At 30.3% G+C, this 19903-nt stretch carries 21 protein-coding genes; 18 read left to right on the top strand and 3 right to left on the bottom strand.

Going from position 1 to position 19903, the window contains the following annotated elements:
- Positions 1–154: 154 nt before the first annotated feature.
- From HKP59_RS02600 to HKP59_RS02520, 17 genes are all read left to right on the top strand, one after another.
- The gene (locus HKP59_RS02600) at positions 155–1291 is read left to right on the top strand and encodes a response regulator (protein WP_291803200.1); all 1137 of its coding nucleotides are present in this window, start codon (positions 155–157) and stop codon (positions 1289–1291) included.
- A 244-nt stretch (positions 1292–1535) separates the two neighbouring features.
- Entirely contained in the window at positions 1536–2024 is a 489-nt protein-coding gene (locus tag HKP59_RS02595) for a CAP domain-containing protein (protein WP_291803198.1), read from the top strand.
- A 30-nt stretch (positions 2025–2054) separates the two neighbouring features.
- On the top strand, positions 2055–2402 hold the full coding sequence (locus HKP59_RS02590) for a glycosyltransferase (RefSeq protein ID WP_291803196.1): 348 nt from the start codon (positions 2055–2057) through the stop codon (positions 2400–2402).
- A 48-nt stretch (positions 2403–2450) separates the two neighbouring features.
- Positions 2451–3422, top strand: a complete 972-nt coding sequence (locus HKP59_RS02585) for a type I phosphomannose isomerase catalytic subunit (RefSeq protein WP_291803194.1) — start codon at positions 2451–2453, stop codon at positions 3420–3422.
- A 125-nt stretch (positions 3423–3547) separates the two neighbouring features.
- Entirely contained in the window at positions 3548–4591 is a 1044-nt protein-coding gene (locus tag HKP59_RS02580; protein WP_291803192.1) for an NAD(P)/FAD-dependent oxidoreductase, read from the top strand.
- A gap of 209 nt (positions 4592–4800) precedes the next feature.
- Entirely contained in the window at positions 4801–6315 is a 1515-nt protein-coding gene (locus tag HKP59_RS02575; RefSeq protein WP_291803190.1) for an NADP-dependent isocitrate dehydrogenase, read from the top strand.
- 261 nt (positions 6316–6576) lie between these two features.
- The gene (locus HKP59_RS02570; RefSeq protein ID WP_291803189.1) at positions 6577–7041 is read left to right on the top strand and encodes a hypothetical protein; all 465 of its coding nucleotides are present in this window, start codon (positions 6577–6579) and stop codon (positions 7039–7041) included.
- Between the two features lie 204 nt (positions 7042–7245).
- Positions 7246–7413 carry a Lacal_2735 family protein gene (locus tag HKP59_RS02565; RefSeq protein ID WP_291803187.1) on the top strand — a complete coding sequence of 56 codons (168 nt, stop codon included), beginning with the start codon at positions 7246–7248 and terminating at the stop codon, positions 7411–7413.
- The gene (locus HKP59_RS02560; RefSeq protein ID WP_291803185.1) at positions 7414–7818 is read left to right on the top strand and encodes a DUF2452 domain-containing protein; all 405 of its coding nucleotides are present in this window, start codon (positions 7414–7416) and stop codon (positions 7816–7818) included.
- A complete protein-coding gene (locus HKP59_RS02555; RefSeq protein ID WP_291803183.1) occupies positions 7800–8108 on the top strand; it encodes a TIGR03643 family protein in 309 nt (102 codons plus the stop codon). Before HKP59_RS02560 ends, HKP59_RS02555 begins: the two co-directional genes overlap by 19 nt.
- Positions 8108–9223, top strand: a complete 1116-nt coding sequence (locus tag HKP59_RS02550; protein ID WP_291803181.1) for an FAD-binding domain-containing protein — start codon at positions 8108–8110, stop codon at positions 9221–9223. The genes HKP59_RS02555 and HKP59_RS02550 overlap by 1 nt, the downstream gene beginning before the upstream one ends.
- Entirely contained in the window at positions 9199–10674 is a 1476-nt protein-coding gene (locus tag HKP59_RS02545; RefSeq protein ID WP_291803179.1) for a deoxyribodipyrimidine photo-lyase, read from the top strand. Before HKP59_RS02550 ends, HKP59_RS02545 begins: the two co-directional genes overlap by 25 nt.
- A 2-nt stretch (positions 10675–10676) precedes the next feature.
- Positions 10677–10808 carry a DUF2256 domain-containing protein gene (locus HKP59_RS02540; protein WP_291803178.1) on the top strand — a complete coding sequence of 44 codons (132 nt, stop codon included), beginning with the start codon at positions 10677–10679 and terminating at the stop codon, positions 10806–10808.
- Entirely contained in the window at positions 10809–12293 is a 1485-nt protein-coding gene (locus HKP59_RS02535; protein ID WP_291803177.1) for a cryptochrome/photolyase family protein, read from the top strand.
- 10 nt (positions 12294–12303) lie between these two features.
- Positions 12304–12729: a hypothetical protein gene (locus tag HKP59_RS02530; protein WP_291803176.1), complete on the top strand. Its 426-nt coding sequence runs from the start codon at positions 12304–12306 to the stop codon at positions 12727–12729.
- 67 nt (positions 12730–12796) lie between these two features.
- Positions 12797–14041 (top strand): NAD(P)/FAD-dependent oxidoreductase, encoded by a 1245-nt coding sequence (locus tag HKP59_RS02525; RefSeq protein ID WP_291803175.1) that lies wholly within the window; start codon positions 12797–12799, stop codon positions 14039–14041.
- Positions 14042–14126: 85 nt separating this feature from the next.
- Positions 14127–14525, top strand: coding sequence for a hypothetical protein (locus tag HKP59_RS02520; protein ID WP_291803174.1), 399 nt, complete (start codon positions 14127–14129; stop codon positions 14523–14525).
- Positions 14526–14540: 15 nt separating this feature from the next.
- Here HKP59_RS02520 and HKP59_RS02515 read toward each other — a convergent pair whose 3' ends face one another.
- Positions 14541–16946, bottom strand: a complete 2406-nt coding sequence (locus tag HKP59_RS02515) for a TonB-dependent receptor (protein ID WP_291803173.1) — start codon at positions 16944–16946, stop codon at positions 14541–14543.
- 139 nt (positions 16947–17085) lie between these two features.
- Here HKP59_RS02515 and HKP59_RS02510 point away from each other — a divergent pair, with 139 nt between their 5' ends.
- Positions 17086–17787 carry a sulfite exporter TauE/SafE family protein gene (locus HKP59_RS02510; protein ID WP_291803172.1) on the top strand — a complete coding sequence of 234 codons (702 nt, stop codon included), beginning with the start codon at positions 17086–17088 and terminating at the stop codon, positions 17785–17787.
- Here the strand turns inward: HKP59_RS02510 and hypE are convergent.
- A complete protein-coding gene (gene hypE / locus HKP59_RS02505; RefSeq protein WP_291803170.1) occupies positions 17784–18809 on the bottom strand; it encodes a hydrogenase expression/formation protein HypE in 1026 nt (341 codons plus the stop codon). The genes HKP59_RS02510 and hypE overlap by 4 nt on opposite strands.
- A 2-nt stretch (positions 18810–18811) precedes the next feature.
- Positions 18812–19903, bottom strand: coding sequence for a hydrogenase formation protein HypD (hypD, locus tag HKP59_RS02500; RefSeq protein ID WP_291803168.1), 1092 nt, complete (start codon positions 19901–19903; stop codon positions 18812–18814).

The following is a 19903-nucleotide window of genomic DNA, read 5'->3' as shown; positions in this document are numbered from 1 at the left end:
GATATGTAAATATAAAGAATTTGTTACTTCACTCAATTTTATTTATCTACATAAAACTACCTTTCATCTAAGTTAGAGCTTGTTTCAACTAATTTTTAAATTATAAAAAGCTTACTGCCATACTTTTGAAGTATAAATCAATTAAAACAAAATTATGAAAGTATTAGCCATTGATGATCAACAATTAGTTTTATTGCCACTTCAGAAGAGATTAGAAGCATTAGGTTATGAAGTAAAAACAGAATTTAACGCTGAAACTGGAATTGAAACCTATAAATCATTTCAACCAGACTTAGTAATTGTAGATATTAATATGCCAGAGGTGTCTGGAATTGATGTAGTAAAATTTATTAGAATTGAAGAAAAATCAACAACTCCAATTATGGTGCTTTCAGGAAATACAGATGACGCTATTATTACTGAAGGATTCGAATTAGGTATTAACGATTATATGAAAAAGCCTTTAAGTTTAAATGAAATAAGCGCAAGAGTAAAAAGACTTGTTGGTACTCCAGAAACAAACAACTTGGTTGAAAATAATGATAATATTATTATAGAACAAAGATGTGTTGGAGTGGTAATACCTTGTTATGATGAGGAAGAAAGGTTGTTAAGTACAGAATTCTTAGATTTTGTTGATAAGCATTCAGGTTATCATTTATGTTTTGTAAACGATGGAAGTAAAGATAAAACATTAGAAGTTTTAAATAATTTAAGAAAAGGTAGAGAAAGTTTTATTACCGTTTATGATTGCGAAAAAAATGGTGGAAAAGCAGAAGCTGTGAGACTTGGAATGCTTCATATGGCTAAAAAAGTAGATTTAGATTATATTGGTTTTTTAGATGCGGATCTTTCTACAGATTTAGCCGATTTTGATGACCTGGTTTCAACAATTGAAAACTCTGAATATAAGATTGTAAGTGGATCTAGAATTGCTAGAATGGGAGCTAATATTACAAAAGAATCTGCTCGAAAAATTATAAGTTTAACAGTTAATTTTATAATTCGTAAAATATTAAAAATGGAATTTAAAGATACGCAATGTGGAGCTAAAATCTTTCATAAAGATATTATTAATACTGCATTTGATTCTAAATTTTTAACAAAGTGGTTATTCGATGTTGAGATTTTCATAAGAGTAAGAAAACAGTATGGACTGCAAAAAGCGAAACAAATATTATGTGAAAAACCATTAAAAAGATGGATACATGCGGATGGGTCAAAACTTTCTATGAAAGACTCCGTAAAAATAATTGGACAACTTGGTCAAATAGCATGGGTTTTAAGATAAAGACGTCTTGAAATACGATTTAAATGATTTAAAAAAAATGCAGTTCTAAGCTGCATTTTTTTTGTTTTAATTATAGTAATAACTAAAATTTAGGTGCTTAAAACTTAATTTAAAACTACTTTTTTTGTTAATCGAAGGATAATTACCATTCGACGTTACAACCTTATTACCAATCGAATAAATGTATAAAAAGAGAATATTGACAGTATTTTTGAAGTGTAATTAACTAAAAAAAATGAAAAAAATGAAAGTATTCATACTGCTTTTTGTAGTAGCCATTTTAATCAGCGTAGCTTCTTGTTCACAAGATAATGAAGAAATTTACATGACTCAGATTATTGATCATAAAAACACCTATTCAAGTATGGAATTGGAGATTTTAAATTTGGTTAATAATTATAGAGACAGCCTAGGAATAAATAGATTAAGTAAACTGGATATAGTATCTACAGTAGCCTTTTCACATACAACGTATATGGCAGAAGTGGGAAAGGTAAGTCATGATAATTTTTATGATCGCCATCAAGAGTTAGTCAATCTTGCGAATGCTAAAACTGTAGGTGAAAATGTAGGGTATGGGTATAATTCTGCGAATGGTGTTTTTAATGCTTGGATTTTAAGCGACTCTCATAAACAATTGATTGAAAATTCAAAATTTACTCATTTTGGTATTTCAACAGAGAAAAATAGTAAAGGTAGAAATTATTTTACTCAAATATTTATAACAAAATAAAGAATAGTTTATTTAAAAATTAAAACAAATATGCGAACAGGAATTGTAATTGTGCTAACAAATAGGCAAAAGGAAATCAATATTTTAGGAATTGAGAGATTTTTAAAGGAAAACGTAGACATCGATATTTGTTTTGTAAATAATGGGAGTAAGGATAAAACCTCTAATATTTTAGAAACATTAAATAAAAAATTCCCATCCAATTCAAGTGTTGTTAATATTAAAAAAAACAAAGGTGAAGATGCCGCTTTAAAAGTTGGGTTTAGGTATTTATTAAATAAGAAAAATATTTCCAAATTGAACTTTTCAACCAAGTTTAATTTAAATCAAATAATGAGGTTCTCAGAATTTTCCACTAATTTTTTAGTCGACATTTAAAAGAAAAAAGTTATCCACTTTGTATAAAAAAAAATAAAAAAAATGAATATGCAATTATATCCAATAAAATTTGAACCCATTTTAAAAGAGCGAATATGGGGCGGAGAAAAATTAATTAAGACTTTTAAAAAAGAATCTCTTAAAACCAATATTGGCGAAAGTTGGGAAATATCAGATGTTGAAGGAGACATTTCTATTGTAGCAAATGGATTTTTAAAAGGAATGTCCTTAAGAGATTTAATAAAAAACTATAAGTCTGAATTTCTTGGAGGAAAAGTTTATAAACAATTTGGAGAAGAATTTCCAATTTTAATTAAATTTATTGATGCAAAAACACCACTCTCAATTCAAGTACATCCAAATAACGAATTAGCAAAAGAGCGTCATAATTCCTTCGGAAAAAATGAAATGTGGTACATAATGGATTGTGATGAAGATGCTAATTTAATAGTTGGTTTTAATAAAGAAGTGTCACAAAATGAATATGGAAAAGCATTAGCTGATGGTACAGTTTTGGAGATTTTAAATTCAGAAAAAATAAAAACTGGAGATACATTCTACATTCCAACAGGAAGAGTTCACGCTATTGGTGCGGGAACTGTTTTGGCAGAAATTCAACAAACATCTGATGTTACCTACAGAATTTATGATTATGAAAGGTTAGATACTACAACCGGTGAACAGAGAGAATTACATACAGATTTAGCTTTAGATGCAATCGACTATAAGTTGCACAAAAATTATAAAACGGAATATCAATTAATAGAAAATTCCGCATCTAAATTAGTGCACTCCCCTTATTTTAAAACCGATGTTATCGACCTAAAAGGAGTGATAGAAAAGGACTATACTAAATTAGATTCATTTGTAATTTATATGTGTGTGGATGGGAATTTTGATATAAACTGGGAAGATCAATCAATTAATATAAATAAAGGAGAAACAATATTAATTCCTGCAACTTTTTCAGAGGTTATCTTAAAGTCTAATCAAGCGAGAATACTTGAAGTGTATTTATAGTTTCTTCTAAGGAATACATATTTAATAAAAAATAACTTTCAAAGAACCCTTAACAAGAATTCGATAATCTAAACATTCATAGATAAACTAAGACCTTTTCATTTGCTGTTTATTATTTTTGCAAAATGATACTAATAATTGGCGCTGGATTATCTGGCCTATTAACGGGCTATAGATTAAAACAAGCAGGTATTCCATTTAAAATTCTTGAAGCACGAAATAGAATTGGTGGAAGAATAAACACCATTTACAAATTAAATAATGCTCCAATTGAAATGGGAGCAACTTGGTTTACTCACCAGCATCAAAATTTAATAGCTCTATTACATGAATTAGAAATTGGATACTTTAAACAATTCATGAATAACACTGCATTTTATCAATCTTCTCCTACTTCATCTGCAAATATCATTCAAATACCTCACCAGTCTCCTAGTTATAGGGTTTCTGATGGAACATCTTATTTGATAAATACCTTATATGAAAAATTAGATAAAAATGATGTGCTGCTAAATCAATCAGTTAAAGAAATTAAAATCCATCATAATACTGTTCAAATAATTGCAAATGAAGTTTTTGAAGGAACTAAGGTAGTACTTGCCATTCCTCCAAAGTTATGGTCCAAAAAAATTATATTCACACCAAATTTACCAAGTGATTTGTTACGTATTGCCAAACAAACACATACGTGGATGGAAGATTCTATTAAAGTTGCTTTGAACTACGAACATCCTTTTTGGGAACATGAAAATCTACCTTCAACTTTATTTAGTAATTCTGGACCTATTACAGAACTTTACGATCATTGTAATCACGAAAAATCAAAATATGCACTCTGTGGATTTATAAATTCATCCAATAATAATCTTTCAATTGTAAAAAGGCGTGCTAACATAATCGAGCAATTGAAACCTTTTTTTGGTAAAAAAGTAGAACAATTTACGACCTATACTGATTGCGTTTGGAGCCAAGAAGAACATACTTTTGAGCCATCTGAAGATTTTCTATTTCCACATCAAAATAATGGAAACCCAATTTTTAGTAATCGTCTTTTTGACGGTAAACTATTAATTTCTAATTCCGAAACAGCTCTAAAATTTCCAGGCTATATGGATGGTGCCGTTTATTCTGGAAATGCAGCTGCTCAAAAAATAATAAACAACCTATAAGATATTAAATGTAAAACTTGCTTTGCAACCTTTTGAAAAAATTAGAGTTTTCAATTATATTTATAACTACATTCTTCAAAGTTCTAGCTAAAATTCGTGATATCTTAGTTTTTTAATACATAAAATATTTTTATACTTTGTATAATAATTATAAATTATGATTTATGTTTTATATTTCTAACCTTTGCATAAACATAAATATTAGCAGTATGAAAAATAGAAGCATTATAGCCACACAGAAAGATTATAACGTAGAAAAAATAACCAAAATTGCGATTGCAAAAGGCGATGGTATAGGTCCTGAAATTATGAAAGCAACCTTAAAAATTATGAAGGCTGCTGGTGCCAAAATTGAAACTGAAACAATAGATGTAGGAGAGCAAGTTTATTTATCAGGAAATAGTGCTGGTATTACAGATTCTGCTTGGGATGCAATTTCACGAAACAAAATTATCTTAAAAGCTCCTATTACGACTCCGCAAGGAAAAGGTTATAAAAGTTTAAACGTTACACTTAGAAAATCGTTAGGATTATTTGCAAATGTAAGGCCTGTGACAGCTTTACACCCATTTGTGAAAACGAATTTCCCAACTATGGATATTGTAGTTATAAGAGAAAATGAAGAAGATCTTTATGCGGGTATTGAACATAGACAAACTGAAGATGTAGTGCAATGCCTTAAACTAATTACAAGACCTGGCTGTGAGAAAATTGTGCGTTATGCTTTTGAATATGCAAGAGCTTACAACAGAAAGAAGGTTACGTGTATGATTAAAGATAACATTATGAAACTAACTGATGGGTTATTTCATACAGTATTTAAAGAAATTGCATTGGAATATCCAGAGATTGAAAGCAACTCACAAATAATAGATATCGCAGCTGCGAAAGTGGCAACTGTCCCTGAAAATTACGATGTTATTGTAACTTCGAATCTTTACGGCGATATAATTTCTGATATTATTGCAGAAATTGGAGGTTCAGTTGGTATGGCTGGATCAGCGAATATTGGTAAAAATGTTGCTATGTTTGAAGCCATTCACGGTTCTGCACCTGATATTGCAGGGAAGAAAATTGCAAACCCATCTGGTTTACTAAACGCTGCCGTTATGATGCTTGCACATATAGGTCAACCTAAGGTTGCTGACAGAATTAAAAATGCTTGGTTGGCTACTTTAGAAGCTGGAATCCACACAGCAGATGTATATCAAGAATCAGTAAGTAGCAAAAAAGTAACCACTGAAGAGTTTGCTGACGCTATTATTGAGCGCTTAGATTCCAATCCGTTTAAATTTCCAGTGAGCAATTTATCAAAAGGATCTGGAACCATTACAATTCCAGAATACAAAAGAAAAAATTCTGTAAAAAAATTAGTAGGTGTTGATGTATTTATTGATTGGAAAGGAAACAATCCGGAAGCTATTGGAAATAACTTAAGTGAGATCAAGTCTCATAATCTTAAACTTAAAATGATTACAAATAGAGGTGTCAAAGTTTTTCCGAATGGATTAAAAGAAACGTATTGCACAGACCATTGGAGATGTAGATTTGTTGCACAAAATGCAGAAATTAAAACAACAGAACCGCATTATGAAACTGTTGAATACGAACAAGTAATCGCTTTATTATCAAAGCTTCATCAAAATGATTTTGATCTAATTAAAACAGAAAATCTGTATGAGTTTGACGGTATAAGAGGATTTTCTTTAGGACAAGGAGAGTAAAAAGTAATTACATATTGGTTGATAATTGGTTTATCTTGGAAGACTCACTTAGAATTAATTTTCTAAGTGGGTTTTTCTCATTTTAGAGATCTTAATTAAAATAATCTTGAATGAACAAAAGTAAAATACAAAATTATTAATTTCTAATGCATCTAGAAGCAATTATGGAAATAAATAACTTAATTTAGTAACATCAAAAAAAATAGAAGATTCTATTTTGGTGCAATGAATAAGTGATAGCGGATCAAAAATTTATTACATATGGAAATAAAGGAACTAAAAAAAAGACAAAACATCGTCCAAAACAAAAAGCTTGAAGCTACATTTCAGCAATTCAATAATTTATGTACTGAATTGAAAAAAACCAATATTCCTGATGATATGATAATTTTGATAAATGCAGCAATAGAGCAATTGGATACCTCGGTTAGTTCAGAAAAAAAATTGAAAGATGAAATTATAAAGGTTCAAAAAAGCATACTTAAAAAGCTTGAGAAAGAACTTAAAATTGTAACAAAAAATTATTATAGAAATTTATGGTTAGTGCTTGGTATGGCTACATTTGGCATTCCTCTTGGAGTGGCTTTTGGCACAACCATTGGTAATATGGGACTCATTGGAATTGGCCTACCGCTAGGAATGGCTATTGGTATGGCAGTTGGAACCGGTATGGACAAAAAAGCATTTAAAGAAGGAAGGCAGTTAAACTTAGAAATAACCTATTAAATAAGTTAAAATTATATCTAAATCTGCAATACCAAAATATAAGTTAGTCGCCTAGAATTAGTTTGAAGAAAATTATTTTTAACCAAACCTATAGCCTATTAAAACACTAATAATATTTTTTGTCTAACTTTATTTAAAAATAGTTAAACATTTTGTATCTTTACCAAAATTTTAAGAAAGTAATCACACATAAAAAATATTAGAATGTTTAGTCTTTTTAAAAAGAAATCAGAGAAAGAAAAGTTACAAGAGCAATACCAAAAACTTACTAAAGAGGCCTTTACTCTTTCAACTAGTAACAGAAAGTTAAGCGACCAAAAGACTTTTGAAGCAGAAGAAATTATGAAAAAATTAGAAATGCTCAATTCATAAATGGCTAGTAACAAGAAACCCGATTATGTTGTTTTTGATGAAGAAAATCAAAAATATGACGCTGCCTTAAAACGCTATGCGACCAATGTTGGCGCTCCAGTAATTACAACAATAGATACAATTGATTGGAAAAACAGAAGCATTAATAAGCTAAATCATAAAATAAAAACAAGGTACGAAGAAATAAAAGCACAATATGAGGAATTGATCCAAGAATATGAGTCAAATAACCTTATATACCAAGCAAAGTTTAACTTTGAACCTAGTATAGGAGACACTTACCATTTATACAAGAGAGAAAATGGTGATACATTTTTATCAATTATCGCACCCAATCAATGTAATTTTAACTCATTAGGAAGTTTCCGTTTAAATGCAGATCAAATATGGGAAAAAGTAGTTTAGAAATTGTACTTGAAAAAGAATTAACTGAAAGACAACTCGACCGAATCATAGAAATGGCTTGGGAAGACAGAACACCGTTTGAGGCCATAACTTTTCAGTTTGGATTGGCAGAAAAAGAAGTTATAAAACTAATGCGTGGTAATCTCAAAGAATCTAGCTTTAAACTTTGGAGAAAACGTGTTAATAGTGGTATCAGCACCAAGCATTTAAAAAAGCGAAGCAACGAAATAAGTCGCTTTAAGTGTTCTAGACAAAGAGCTATTTCAGGGAATAAAATAAGTAAGCGTTAATGTATAATGAAACACATATACAAGAGAACTTCCCAACAGCATATGATGTTATAATTAACAGAATAACTAAAATCGATCCTATTGCTTATGGTTCATCTAGAAACTACTTGGATGGAGCCGTAAGTTATTTATCTCCCTATATTTCACGTGGTGTAATTTCAACAAAATTTGTATTTCAATATTTATTGAAAAGTGGCTATCAACCCAATTCTATGCTCAAATTCATTCAAGAGCTAGCCTGGAGAGATTATTGGCAACAAGTTTGGATTGCTAAAAGGGAAGCCATAAACCAAGACTTAAAGCATCCTCAAAAACCTGTTACAACAAATGGTCTTTCTAAAGCTATTCAAAAAGGTACTACGGGAATAAATGTTATAGACTCTGCTATTTATGAATTTTATAATACAGGGTATCTTCACAATCATTTAAGAATGTACATTGCTTCAATTGCCTGTAATATTGGTCAAAATCATTGGAAATATCCTGCCCAATGGATGTACTATCATTTACTTGATGCCGATTGGGCTAGTAATGCACTAAGCTGGCAATGGGTAGCAGGTACAAATAGTAATAAGAAATATTATGCGAATCAAGAAAACATAAATAACTTTTGCTACAGCAACCAAACAGATACATTTCTAGATGTTTCTTATGACAAAATTACAAATTTAAAGATACCTGAAGTACTGCTTCCTTCAGAAACATTAGAATTAATAACACCTCTTCCGAATCAAAAAGAAATAAAAATAAATAGAAATCTTCCAACACTAATTTATAATTTTTACAATTTAGATCCGCTTTGGAAAAAAGAAAAAAATGCCAATCGTATTCTTTTATTAGAGCCCTCACAATTTAAACAATATCCTGTCTCGCAAAAGTCTATTGATTTTATAAGTAACCTTTCTAAGAATATAGAAGATATACAAGTATTTGTTGGAGAGTTCAATGAACTGAAATCAATCTATAATTTAGATAGCATTTATTACAAAGAACATCCATTAAACCAACATTATCTTGGAATTGAAGAGGAAAGAGATTGGATGTTTTCTGTAAAAGGTTACTATCCATCATTCTTTGCTTTTTGGAAAAAATGCAAAAAAGAAATTGTATTTTGAGTAGGGAAACTATCAATATTGTTTGGCTAAAACGTGACCTTCGATTACAAGACCACGAACCTCTTGACACAGCAGAAAAAGCAGGCATCCCATTCTTAATCATATATTTGTTTGAACCTAGTATTATTGAATATCCAGATACAAGTTTAAGACATTTACAATTTAGATATCACTCCATAAAATCAATGGATGAACAATTGATAAAGTACAAACGAAATGTTGATATATTTTACGGAGAAGCAATTGCTGTTTTTAATTTTTTATCAGAAAAATTCATCATAAATCAGCTCTTTAGTTACCAAGAAAGTGGAACTAAAACTACGTGGAAACGTGATAAAAATATCAAACAATTTTGTGATAAAAACAATATTACTTGGACAGAATATCAACGTGATGGAATTATAAGAGGCATTAAAAACAGAAAAAATTGGAATAAACAATGGCATACTACTATGCACACTTCTGTTATTAAAAATAAGTATTCGATTTCAACTTTAAATAGACTTGAACATTTGTTTAAATTACCTTCAGAATTAATTTCCAAGCTTAAGCAGTATCCTATAGAATATCAACCAGCAGGAGAAGAGAATGCTTGGCGCTACCTTAATTCATTCACTCAAAAAAGAGGATTTACTTATCACAAGCATATTTCTAAACCTACTGAAAGTAGAAAAGCCTGTAGCAGATTATCACCTTATTTGGCCTGGGGAAATATTAGTATTAAACAAGTGTTTCAATTTGTAGGTACGCATCAAAACGGAACCTTACATAATAGAGCTTTTTCTGGAATGTTAACCCGTTTGCACTGGCATTGCCATTTTATTCAGAAATTTGAAGTAGAATGCACCTATGAAACTCGATGTGTAAATAGAGGTTATGAACTTTTGGAGCATCCGAAAAATGAATTATTTATAAAAGCTTGGGAAACTGGTAAAACTGGATTTCCCTTGATTGACGCCTGTATGCGAGCTGTTGAGAAAACAGGATGGATAAATTTTAGAATGCGTGCTATGTTAGTCTCTTTTCTAACACTTAATTTGGACCAAGATTGGAGAGAAGGGGTATATCATTTAGCACAACAATTTCTAGATTATGAACCCGGTATACATTATCCACAATTTCAAATGCAAGCCGGTACAACGGGAATCAATACCATTCGTTTATATAATCCCGTGAAAAATTCACAAGAACACGACCCTAACGGTGAATTTATTAAAAAATGGGTTCCTGAACTCAAGAATGTCCCAATTGCGTATATACATGAACCTTGGACCATGAGCTTGATGGAACAAACTTTTTGCGGCGTTACCATTGGTGAACACTATCCTGCTCCTATTGTAGATTTAAAAAAAAGTGCAAAAAAAGCTAGAGAAAAAATTTGGGGACATAAAGAACATCCTTCTGTAAAAGCTGAAAAAAAACGAATATTAGAATCACATGTAAATAAATAATTTTGAAAAAAGAACATTTACCTCAAAAAATATGTATCGTTTGTAAAAGACCTTTTTCATGGCGTAAAAAATGGGAAAAAGACTGGGGAAATGTTAAGTATTGTAGTGAACGTTGTAAAAGAAATAAAATCTAAATGAAAACCGTAAATATTATTTTTCCACATCAATTATTTGAAAGTTCTTCTCTTTTAAAAAATGAACATCCTGTTTATTTAATTGAAGAGTATTTATTCTTTAAACAGTATCCTTTTCATAAACAAAAGATTGCGTTTCATAGAGCAACAATGAAACAATATGAAGCTTTCTTGATTTCAAAAGGGGTGAAAGTTTTATATATCGAATCCGCAGAAGACATTTCAGATATTCGAGTATTGATTCCGTATTTGAAATCACAAAAAATCACTCAAATCAACTATATAGATCCTGTTGATAATTGGCTTCAAAAGCGACTAAAAGAACAGTGTGCTATTCACCAAATAGAAAGAACGGTATTTGATTCTCCAATGTTTTTAAATACCAAAGAAGATTTACAACTATTTTTTAGAAGTGATAAAACGAAATATCATCAAACTGTTTTTTATAAAGAACAACGAATTAAAAGAAATATACTAATTGATGTAGACAAAAAGCCAACAGGTGGAAAATGGACATTTGATACTGAAAACAGAAAAAAATATCCTGCAAAAAAAACACCTCCTTCAATTCACTTTCCAGTAGTAGATAGTTTTTACAAAGAAGCTTGTGAATATGTTCAAAAAAACTTTTCAACAAACCTTGGACAACTAACAGAATACTCTTTGTACCCAGCAAATTTCAAGGCTTCTCAAGACTGGTTTGAACAATTTTTAGAACAGCGTTTTCTAGAATTTGGTGCCTATGAAGATGCTATTATTTCAGAAAATTCAATTTTAAATCATAGTGTTTTAACTCCTATGCTAAATGTAGGTTTAATTACACCTAAAAAGGTGATAGATGAAAGTATTGCTTATGCAAAAGAAAACAATATTCCTATAAATTCATTAGAAGGTTTTGTGCGACAAATAATAGGTTGGCGTGAATTTATACGTGGAATGTACGAAAGTCGTGGTAGTGATGAACGTACTAAAAACTTTTGGGGTTTTACAAAAAAAATTCCAGCATCATTTTACAACGGAACAACTGGAATTTTACCAATAGATCAAACGATAAAAAAAATTCTAAAAACAGGTTATTGCAATCATATTGAGCGATTAATGATTCTAGGAAATTTTATGATGTTGTGTGAATTTGATCCAGACGAAGTTTATCAATGGTTTATGGAACTTTTTATTGATAGTTATGATTGGGTTATGGTTCCCAATGTATATGGAATGAGTCAATTTGCAGATGGTGGATTCATGGCAACAAAACCATATATAAGTGGTAGTAACTATTTGATAAAGATGAGCAATTTTAAAAAAGGTGAATGGCAAGCTATTTGGGACGGACTTTTTTGGCGTTTTATGAATACACATCGAAATTTCTTTCAGCAAAACCCGAGATTGGGAATGTTAGTTGCTATGTTTGATAAAATGCCACAAGAAAAACAATTAATGCATATTAATAATGGGGAAAAATATATACAAAGTTTAACACTCTAAATAAGAAACAATGGTATTTGATACAACATATAATAATGAAGATTTTAACGAACAGAGTGTATTACTGTTGGGAAAATCGTTTAGCTTTCTAGAGCGAATAAAGCAAGGTGGTATTGGCTCTAGCAGATTAATTATTGAATCAATAAGTCCAAAATTAGATCTTGGAAAATTGAAATTCTCAGAAACAGATTATGGTAATATTGAATTACGCCCAAAAGGTATTATTGTGCATTATACCAGAAAATTAGAACGTTTCTCTTGGATTATACCTTACTACCGATTGGTTATTTATAATTCTCAATTTTTTAGTATTCACGCCAATGGAAATTTTATTCAATTTTCAAAAAATAAGAATTACATTGCTAATAAAAAATTTATTGATAAAATGATTGATATAAAAAATGATTATTTAAATCTTTCTTATTATGATTCATGAAATGAAAAACAAATAGAAAAAACTTAAATTTGTTAAAAGATTTGTATTTATTTCTAATCAATTACTTATGAACAAAAAAGACTATAAAATACATATTATTGGTGCCGGCGTAAGCGGACTAATTGCCGCTCAAGTTTTAGAGAATCATAACTTAGCTCCTGTAATTATTGAAGGAACTGATCGAGTTGGTGGCAGAGTTAAAACGGATATTGTAGAAGGATATCAGCTCGACCATGGTTTTCAAGTATTGCTTACAGCATATCCAGCTGCACAAAAATATTTAAATTTTGGAGCTTTAGAACTTCAATCATTTCTTCCAGGAGCTACAATTTTTAATAATGGAAATTCAAAAACCATTGGTGATCCGCTTCGTAATATTTCCTTACTTATACCAACCTTAATTTCAGGAATAGGAACAATCTCTGATAAACTAAAAATTCTGAAGCTAAACAACGCTTTAAAAAAAACTACACTTACTGAAATTTTTGCAAAACCTGAAAAAACTACATTTAAATATTTATCAGACTTCGGCTTTTCAGAAGATATGATTTCAAACTTTTTTAAACCATTTTTCAGCGGTATATTTCTTGAATCAGAACTAGAGACTTCAAGCAGAATGTTTGAATTCGTTTATAAAATGTTTGGAGAAGGTTTTGCAGCATTACCAAAAGCTGGTATTGAAGCTATACCAAGGCAATTAAAAAATAATTTAAAGCAAACCACCTTTCGATTTAACACAAAGGTCAAATCGGTTGAAAATGGAAAAATATTTCTAACTAACGGAACAATATTAGAAAGTGATTTCACAATTATTGCAACAGAACCAAGTGCATTTGTCTCAAATCTAAAAAATCAAGAAACCCAATGGAAATCTTGTGATACGCTCTATTTTGAAACCAATGCTAAAACTATTAAAGAACCATTAATAGGACTTATCTCGAACAGAGAAGCACTAATTAATAATATTTTCTACCATACAAGCATCGCTACAAAATCAAAAGGTGCAAACCAATTACTATCTGTTACCGTTGTTAAAGATCATAAACTTTCTAATGAAGCATTAAAAATACAAGTTGAGAAAGAATTGAAAAAATATTGTGGCATTGATGTTATACGCTGTATAAAACACTATTCAATTGCACAAGCATTGCCAACACTTGCTAATTTACAGTATGAAATATCACCTTCAGAAACAAGACTAAATAAAGGGATTTTTCTTGCTGGTGATACTCAACTAAACGGATCATTAAACGCAGCAATGATTGCTGGTGAAAGGGCAGCTTTAGCTATATTACAACATCTGGAATCTTAATAAAGAAAAAGTCTAATACTATTGAAACATCATAGAATAAAACTACTTGGTTAGGTGAAAGAGTATCCAAATATAACCTTTCAATATGAAAAAAATTATATCTATTATTTTAATAGGAATTTTAATATTCAGCTGCTCAAATGAAGAAACTAACGCTTACCAAATAGTTGGGAATTGGAAATTAATTGAAGCTAATATCTATGGATTTCAAGGTCTGAACACTATAGATTATTCAGATGATACTATTTATTACAATTTTCAAATAAACGGAACTTTAATTGTAACTGGAGGAGAAAATGTTGGGTACCCTATTGGAGCATATGACTACTTTTTTGGTGAAGATTATTTAGGAGGTATGAACGACCCAAAGATTATTTTGATAAAAATTAATGATACTAAATGGACCTATAATTTAGCTAATAAAAAAATGACATTAGGACTATCTTATGTTGATGGACCTGATTTAGTATTTGAACGAAAATAAAATTTAACCTTACTATTAAAATTCAATCATAATTCCAATTGATGGTAACACCGTTCCATTTGTATTTTCAATTTCTGAAACTTTATAAGCGCTAGGATTTGTTGGGTCAACAACTGGATTTCCAGACGCATCTCGTTCTACATCAATAAATGGCTGTCCTTCTGCCTGAAAATTATAAACATTCTGTATATCTACATACAAATTAAATGCCCATTTATTAAAATACCACTGCTTATCTATTCTAAGATCTAAAAAGTGCGCATCTGGGTTTCGTTCTTGATTTATCCTATCATAATCAAAAATACCTTGTTGGTTCACATCCCAAATGGCAGCAGTAGATGAAAGTTCAATATCATAAGGTGTAAAAGGAGCACCACCAAGATATCTAAATTTTAAACCCATTTCCCAACCTTTATTAAATTTCTTACCTGCCGTAATATTTAAAATATGTCTATTATCCCAAGATGAAGGAGTTAATTCATTATCGTTATTTGAAAATTCGCTCTTCACAAATGTATAAGACAAAATACCATAAATAGAAGAACTTAATTTTTGCTGAACTAAAAATTCAACCCCATATGTTTTCCCTATAGAAGTTGAAGTGGCAGGTTCATTACCAATAACTCCAAAATCTCCTCCTAAATTCGCAAGCGAAATACGATCTCTTAATAAAAACGGGTAATTATCATAGTTTTTAATAAAACCTTCCAATGTTATTTTAGACAATCTGGTTGGGTTATATTCTAATCCAGCAATCAAGTGGTTCGCACTAATGTAAGTTATGTTATTCTCCTTATTCACTAAAACATTTGAATTATCTCTATACCCCATTACTGTATAAGCAGGTAATTGAAAATAACGACCAATATTAAAATTGAAATTGAAATCTTCTATCAATGTATAGGATGCTGAAAATCTTGGTGAAAACTGCTTAATTGGGTTATTCATTTCATTTGAATAATCATTAAAATCTGTTCTAAAACCAAATGACAGCAATAATCTATCATTAAAAAATTCTTTACTAAGCTGCGAAAAAAGTGCGTATTTATTCAGTTTTAATTCAGAATCGAAGTCAATAGTGCTTATTGCTCCGTCAAGTTCAATTTTGTTAAATGTTGAATTTTTGTAGGTCGCATTTTCAAATCCTATTCCTAAGTTCCATTTCCAACCATTTTTCCGATAGGTATTTTCTATCCTCAGTTTATTCTCAATTTCCTCAGAATTATAATCTAATAACAGTAAATCTTGTTGTTCAATATTACCTTGATATTTTATAGCGCTATTGCTTAAATGATTTCTACTTATTACAAAATTTTGAAAACTATTTGATGCAAAATGCTTCCAGTTAGCCCCAACAGTATAATTCCATTGTTTATTTACCGGTAAATTTCCTAAAATATAATTATTTCTTTTAATGTCTTCCTCATCATCTAAACCATCATTTACGTCTTTATTTAATTCAAAATCATCAATAGCTCCAAGACCAATAATTGTTACTCTATTTTTATCGTCAACCTTTATAGTTTGTTTGTATTGAAAATCATTATAAGTAGGCAAAAAAGGTAGGTTTAAAGCTTTAAAAAGTAATTGTAAGTAAGAGCGCCTTGCTGAAAAAATAAAGGTAGATTTTTCATCTATAGGGCCATCTAAAGTAAGTCCAATATCACTCGATCCAACCATTAAAGAACCTCTTAACTTTTCATCATTCCCTTCAATTTGCTTGAACTCCATAACTGAACTCAATGAATTCCCTCTATTTGCAGGAAATGCACCTGCATAAAAATCTACCTCTTGAATAAAATTAACATTAATCATACCTACTGGTCCTCCTGAAGAACCTTGTGTTGCAAAATGATTAATGTTTGGAATTTCAATCCCATCAAGATAAAACCTATTTTCATTTGGAGCACCACCACGAACAATGATATCATTTCTAAATGAAACAGAAGAAGCAACACCAGGTAAAATTTGTATTACTTTGGAAATATCTCTATTACTACCAGGATTTCTGTAAATTTCAGAAGCTCCAATTGTACGAACACTAACGGGACTTTCCTCTGGTCTGTTAAACGGTGATTTACTAATTAGAATTTCATCTAAAGCCGTACTTTCTTCTACTAAAGCAAAATCAAGTGTGGTGGTTCTTGTAGAAGTTACTCTTACTTCATAAAATACTTTTTTCTTAAATCCTAAAAAAGAACAAACCACATTATAGGTTCCTGGTTTTAAATTTTCTATTTGATAGTTTCCATCAATATCTGAAGTTGTACCAACTGATGTACTATCAATAACAATAGAAGCAAATGCTATTGATTCATTATTTATACTATTAAAAACTCTTCCTTTAATAGTACTGGTCTGTGCAAAAACAGTACTCAAATTCATCAAAAAGAGACTAACTAAAACTATTTTTTTTAACATGTTTATTCCAACTTACAATTTTTAATGGTTCAAAAATACAATTGATAGATCACACCATTAAATTTTTACTATTTTTTTTTAAATTTAATCACATTACTAGAATAATTTGTATTTTTAAATTTTATAGCTTTTTTTATATATGGATTTCAATATACCCTTATTTGCTGGAATTATTGCTGCAGTTGCTCACGTAATTTCTGGACCAGATCATTTAGCCGCAGTAACTCCATTTGCTATTGAAAGTAAAAAGAAAGCATGGAAAGTTGGTTTATTTTGGGGTTTCGGGCATTTATTAGGAATGCTTTCAATAGGTGTTCTTTTTTTACTATTCAAAGAGTTTATACCTATCGAAAAAATTTCAGCCAACAGTGAAAAATTCGTTGGATTCTTATTAATAGGATTGAGTATTTGGATTTTTTCTCAAATTTTTAGAAAGGAAAAAAATCACACACATACCCACGTTCATAGTGAAACAAATCATATTATTCATAAACATCCACATCAGCATGACTCTGTATCAAATCATAGCCATACACACAAAAATATAAGACATAACAATATTGCATCTTTATCTTTTGGTTTTGTTCATGGATTGGCTGGTATTGCTCATTTTTTATTGTTTTTACCTGTTCTTGGTTTTAAATCAAATTTTGATTCCACTCAGTATATTATAGGATTTGGAATTGGAACGCTGGTTGCAATGATTTCTTATGCTTTTGTAATAGGACGTATTTCTCAAGTCTCAAAAAATAACCACAATGCTAATTTTTTTAAAGGCATTCGATTTGCAAGTGGATTATTTGCATTAATAATAGGTATTTATTGGGTTCTTTCTAACTAACAAATACGAGGTAACTGTTCACCAACTAATGGGCTTACAATTCGCTTTCCTCCAATCAAGCTTTGCATCACAACTTTATTTGGATGCTCAGTGGTGATTTCACCAACTATTGCAGCATTTTGTCCTTTTTCATGAGCTCGCATCAGTGCTAGTACTTCCGCTGAAATGCTTTTATCTACTACTACTAAAAAAACACCTTCATTAGCAACATACATAGGATCTAGACCCAGCATTTCACAGGCTGCTGACACTTGTTTTTCCATTGGTATTGATACCTCTTTTAAAAAAACACCTTTTGAAATATCATTGGCTATTTCATGTAAAACAGTGCCTAAACCGCCACGCGTAGGATCTCTAAAAAGTTTAATTTTATCCCCAAATTTGTCTAGTAAATCTTTGACTAAAAAGTTTAAATTAGTTGAATCACTTTCAATAGTTGATTCAAATTCCAATCCTTCTCGTTCACTCATAATAGCCATTCCATGTTGTGCTATAAAACCATTCACTAAAATTTGATCCCCTTCTTTTATGTTATGAACTGAAATATTTGCCTTTGGATGCATGGCTCCAAAACCTGTGGTGTTTATAAAAATTTTATCACCTTTTCCTCTTTCAACTACTTTAGTGTCACCAGTAATTATTAATACTCCACTTTCATCAGCTGCTTTTTTTATCGATTGTACAATTTCAATAAATTCAGTTACTTTAAGTCCTTCTTCAATAATAAAAGCCAATGATAAATACTTTGGAATAGCACCACACATGGCAACATCATTTACAGTTCCATGAACTGACAAATCTCCAATATTCCCACCTTTAAAAAATATAGGAGTTATTACAAAACTGTCAGTTGAAATGGCAATTTCCCCTTCGATTTTTACAATTGAACCATCGTGTTTTTGATCTAAAAATGGATTACTAAAAGTTTTAAATATTATTTTATCTAATAAATTTCTGGTTAATTCTCCCCCACTTCCGTGACCTAAATTAATGGTTTCAAATCCTAAGTTTTCAATATTCATTGTTAATCTATTAAATTAGTTGAAAAATGATAATAAGCAGCACAAGCCCCTTCTGAAGAAACCATTGGAGCTCCCAACGGATTCGAAGGCTTACAAGCTTTTCCAAATTGCTCACATTGATGTGGCTTTTTTATACCTCGTAAAATTTCACCAGCAATGCAATTTGAATTTTCTGGTACTTTTATATCACTTATATTAAATTTTGCTTCAGCATCGAATCTTCTATATGCTTCTTTTATGACATAACCACTTTTTGGAATTTTTCCAATTCCTCTCCACTCTCTAGCGCCTATTTCAAAAATCTTTTCTATAACTTTTATAGCTGATATATTACCTTCTTCTTTAACAACTCTAGCATATTGATTTTCTAAGTCAAATCTTCCTTCTTCCAATTGTTTTACTGCCATATAAATTCCTTGAACCAAATCTAAAGGTTCAAAGCCTGTTACCACAATTGGAATTTTATACTTTTTAACTAATGGATAATATTCTTGCAATCCCATAATGGCGCATACATGTCCTGCACCTAAGAATGCATTAATCGTACTCAACTCATCAGATAAAATAGCTTCCATTGCAGGTGGAACTAAAACATGAGATGCCAATATTGAATAGTTATCAATATTCTCTTTTTCTGCATGTAATACTGAAAGGGCATTTGCTGGTGCTGTTGTTTCAAAACCTACAGCAAAAAATACCACTTCTTTATCAGGGTTTTGTTTGGCAATTGAAACCGCTTCAATTGGAGAATATAAAACACGTAAATCACCACCAAGAGCTTTCGCTTCCAATAAACTTTTTTTACTTCCTGGAACCCGAATCATATCGCCATATGAACAAACAATTACTCCTTGTTCTAATAATTCAATAGCCTTATCAATTAGATTTAAAGGTGTTACACAGACCGGACAACCAGGACCATGAATCATTCTTACTTTTTCAGGAAGTAATTCTAAAATTCCATTTTTTACCAAACCGTGAGTTTGTCCACCACAAATTTCCATAATATTCCATTCACGAGTAGTTATTTTGTGAATTTCATCTAACATTTTTTTAGTGGCCTCTAAATTTCTATATTCAGATAAATATTTCAT

Source organism: Lutibacter sp., from assembly GCF_013041805.1.
Lineage (GTDB): Bacteria > Bacteroidota > Bacteroidia > Flavobacteriales > Flavobacteriaceae > Lutibacter.
This window is presented reverse-complemented; position numbering and strand designations above follow the sequence as displayed.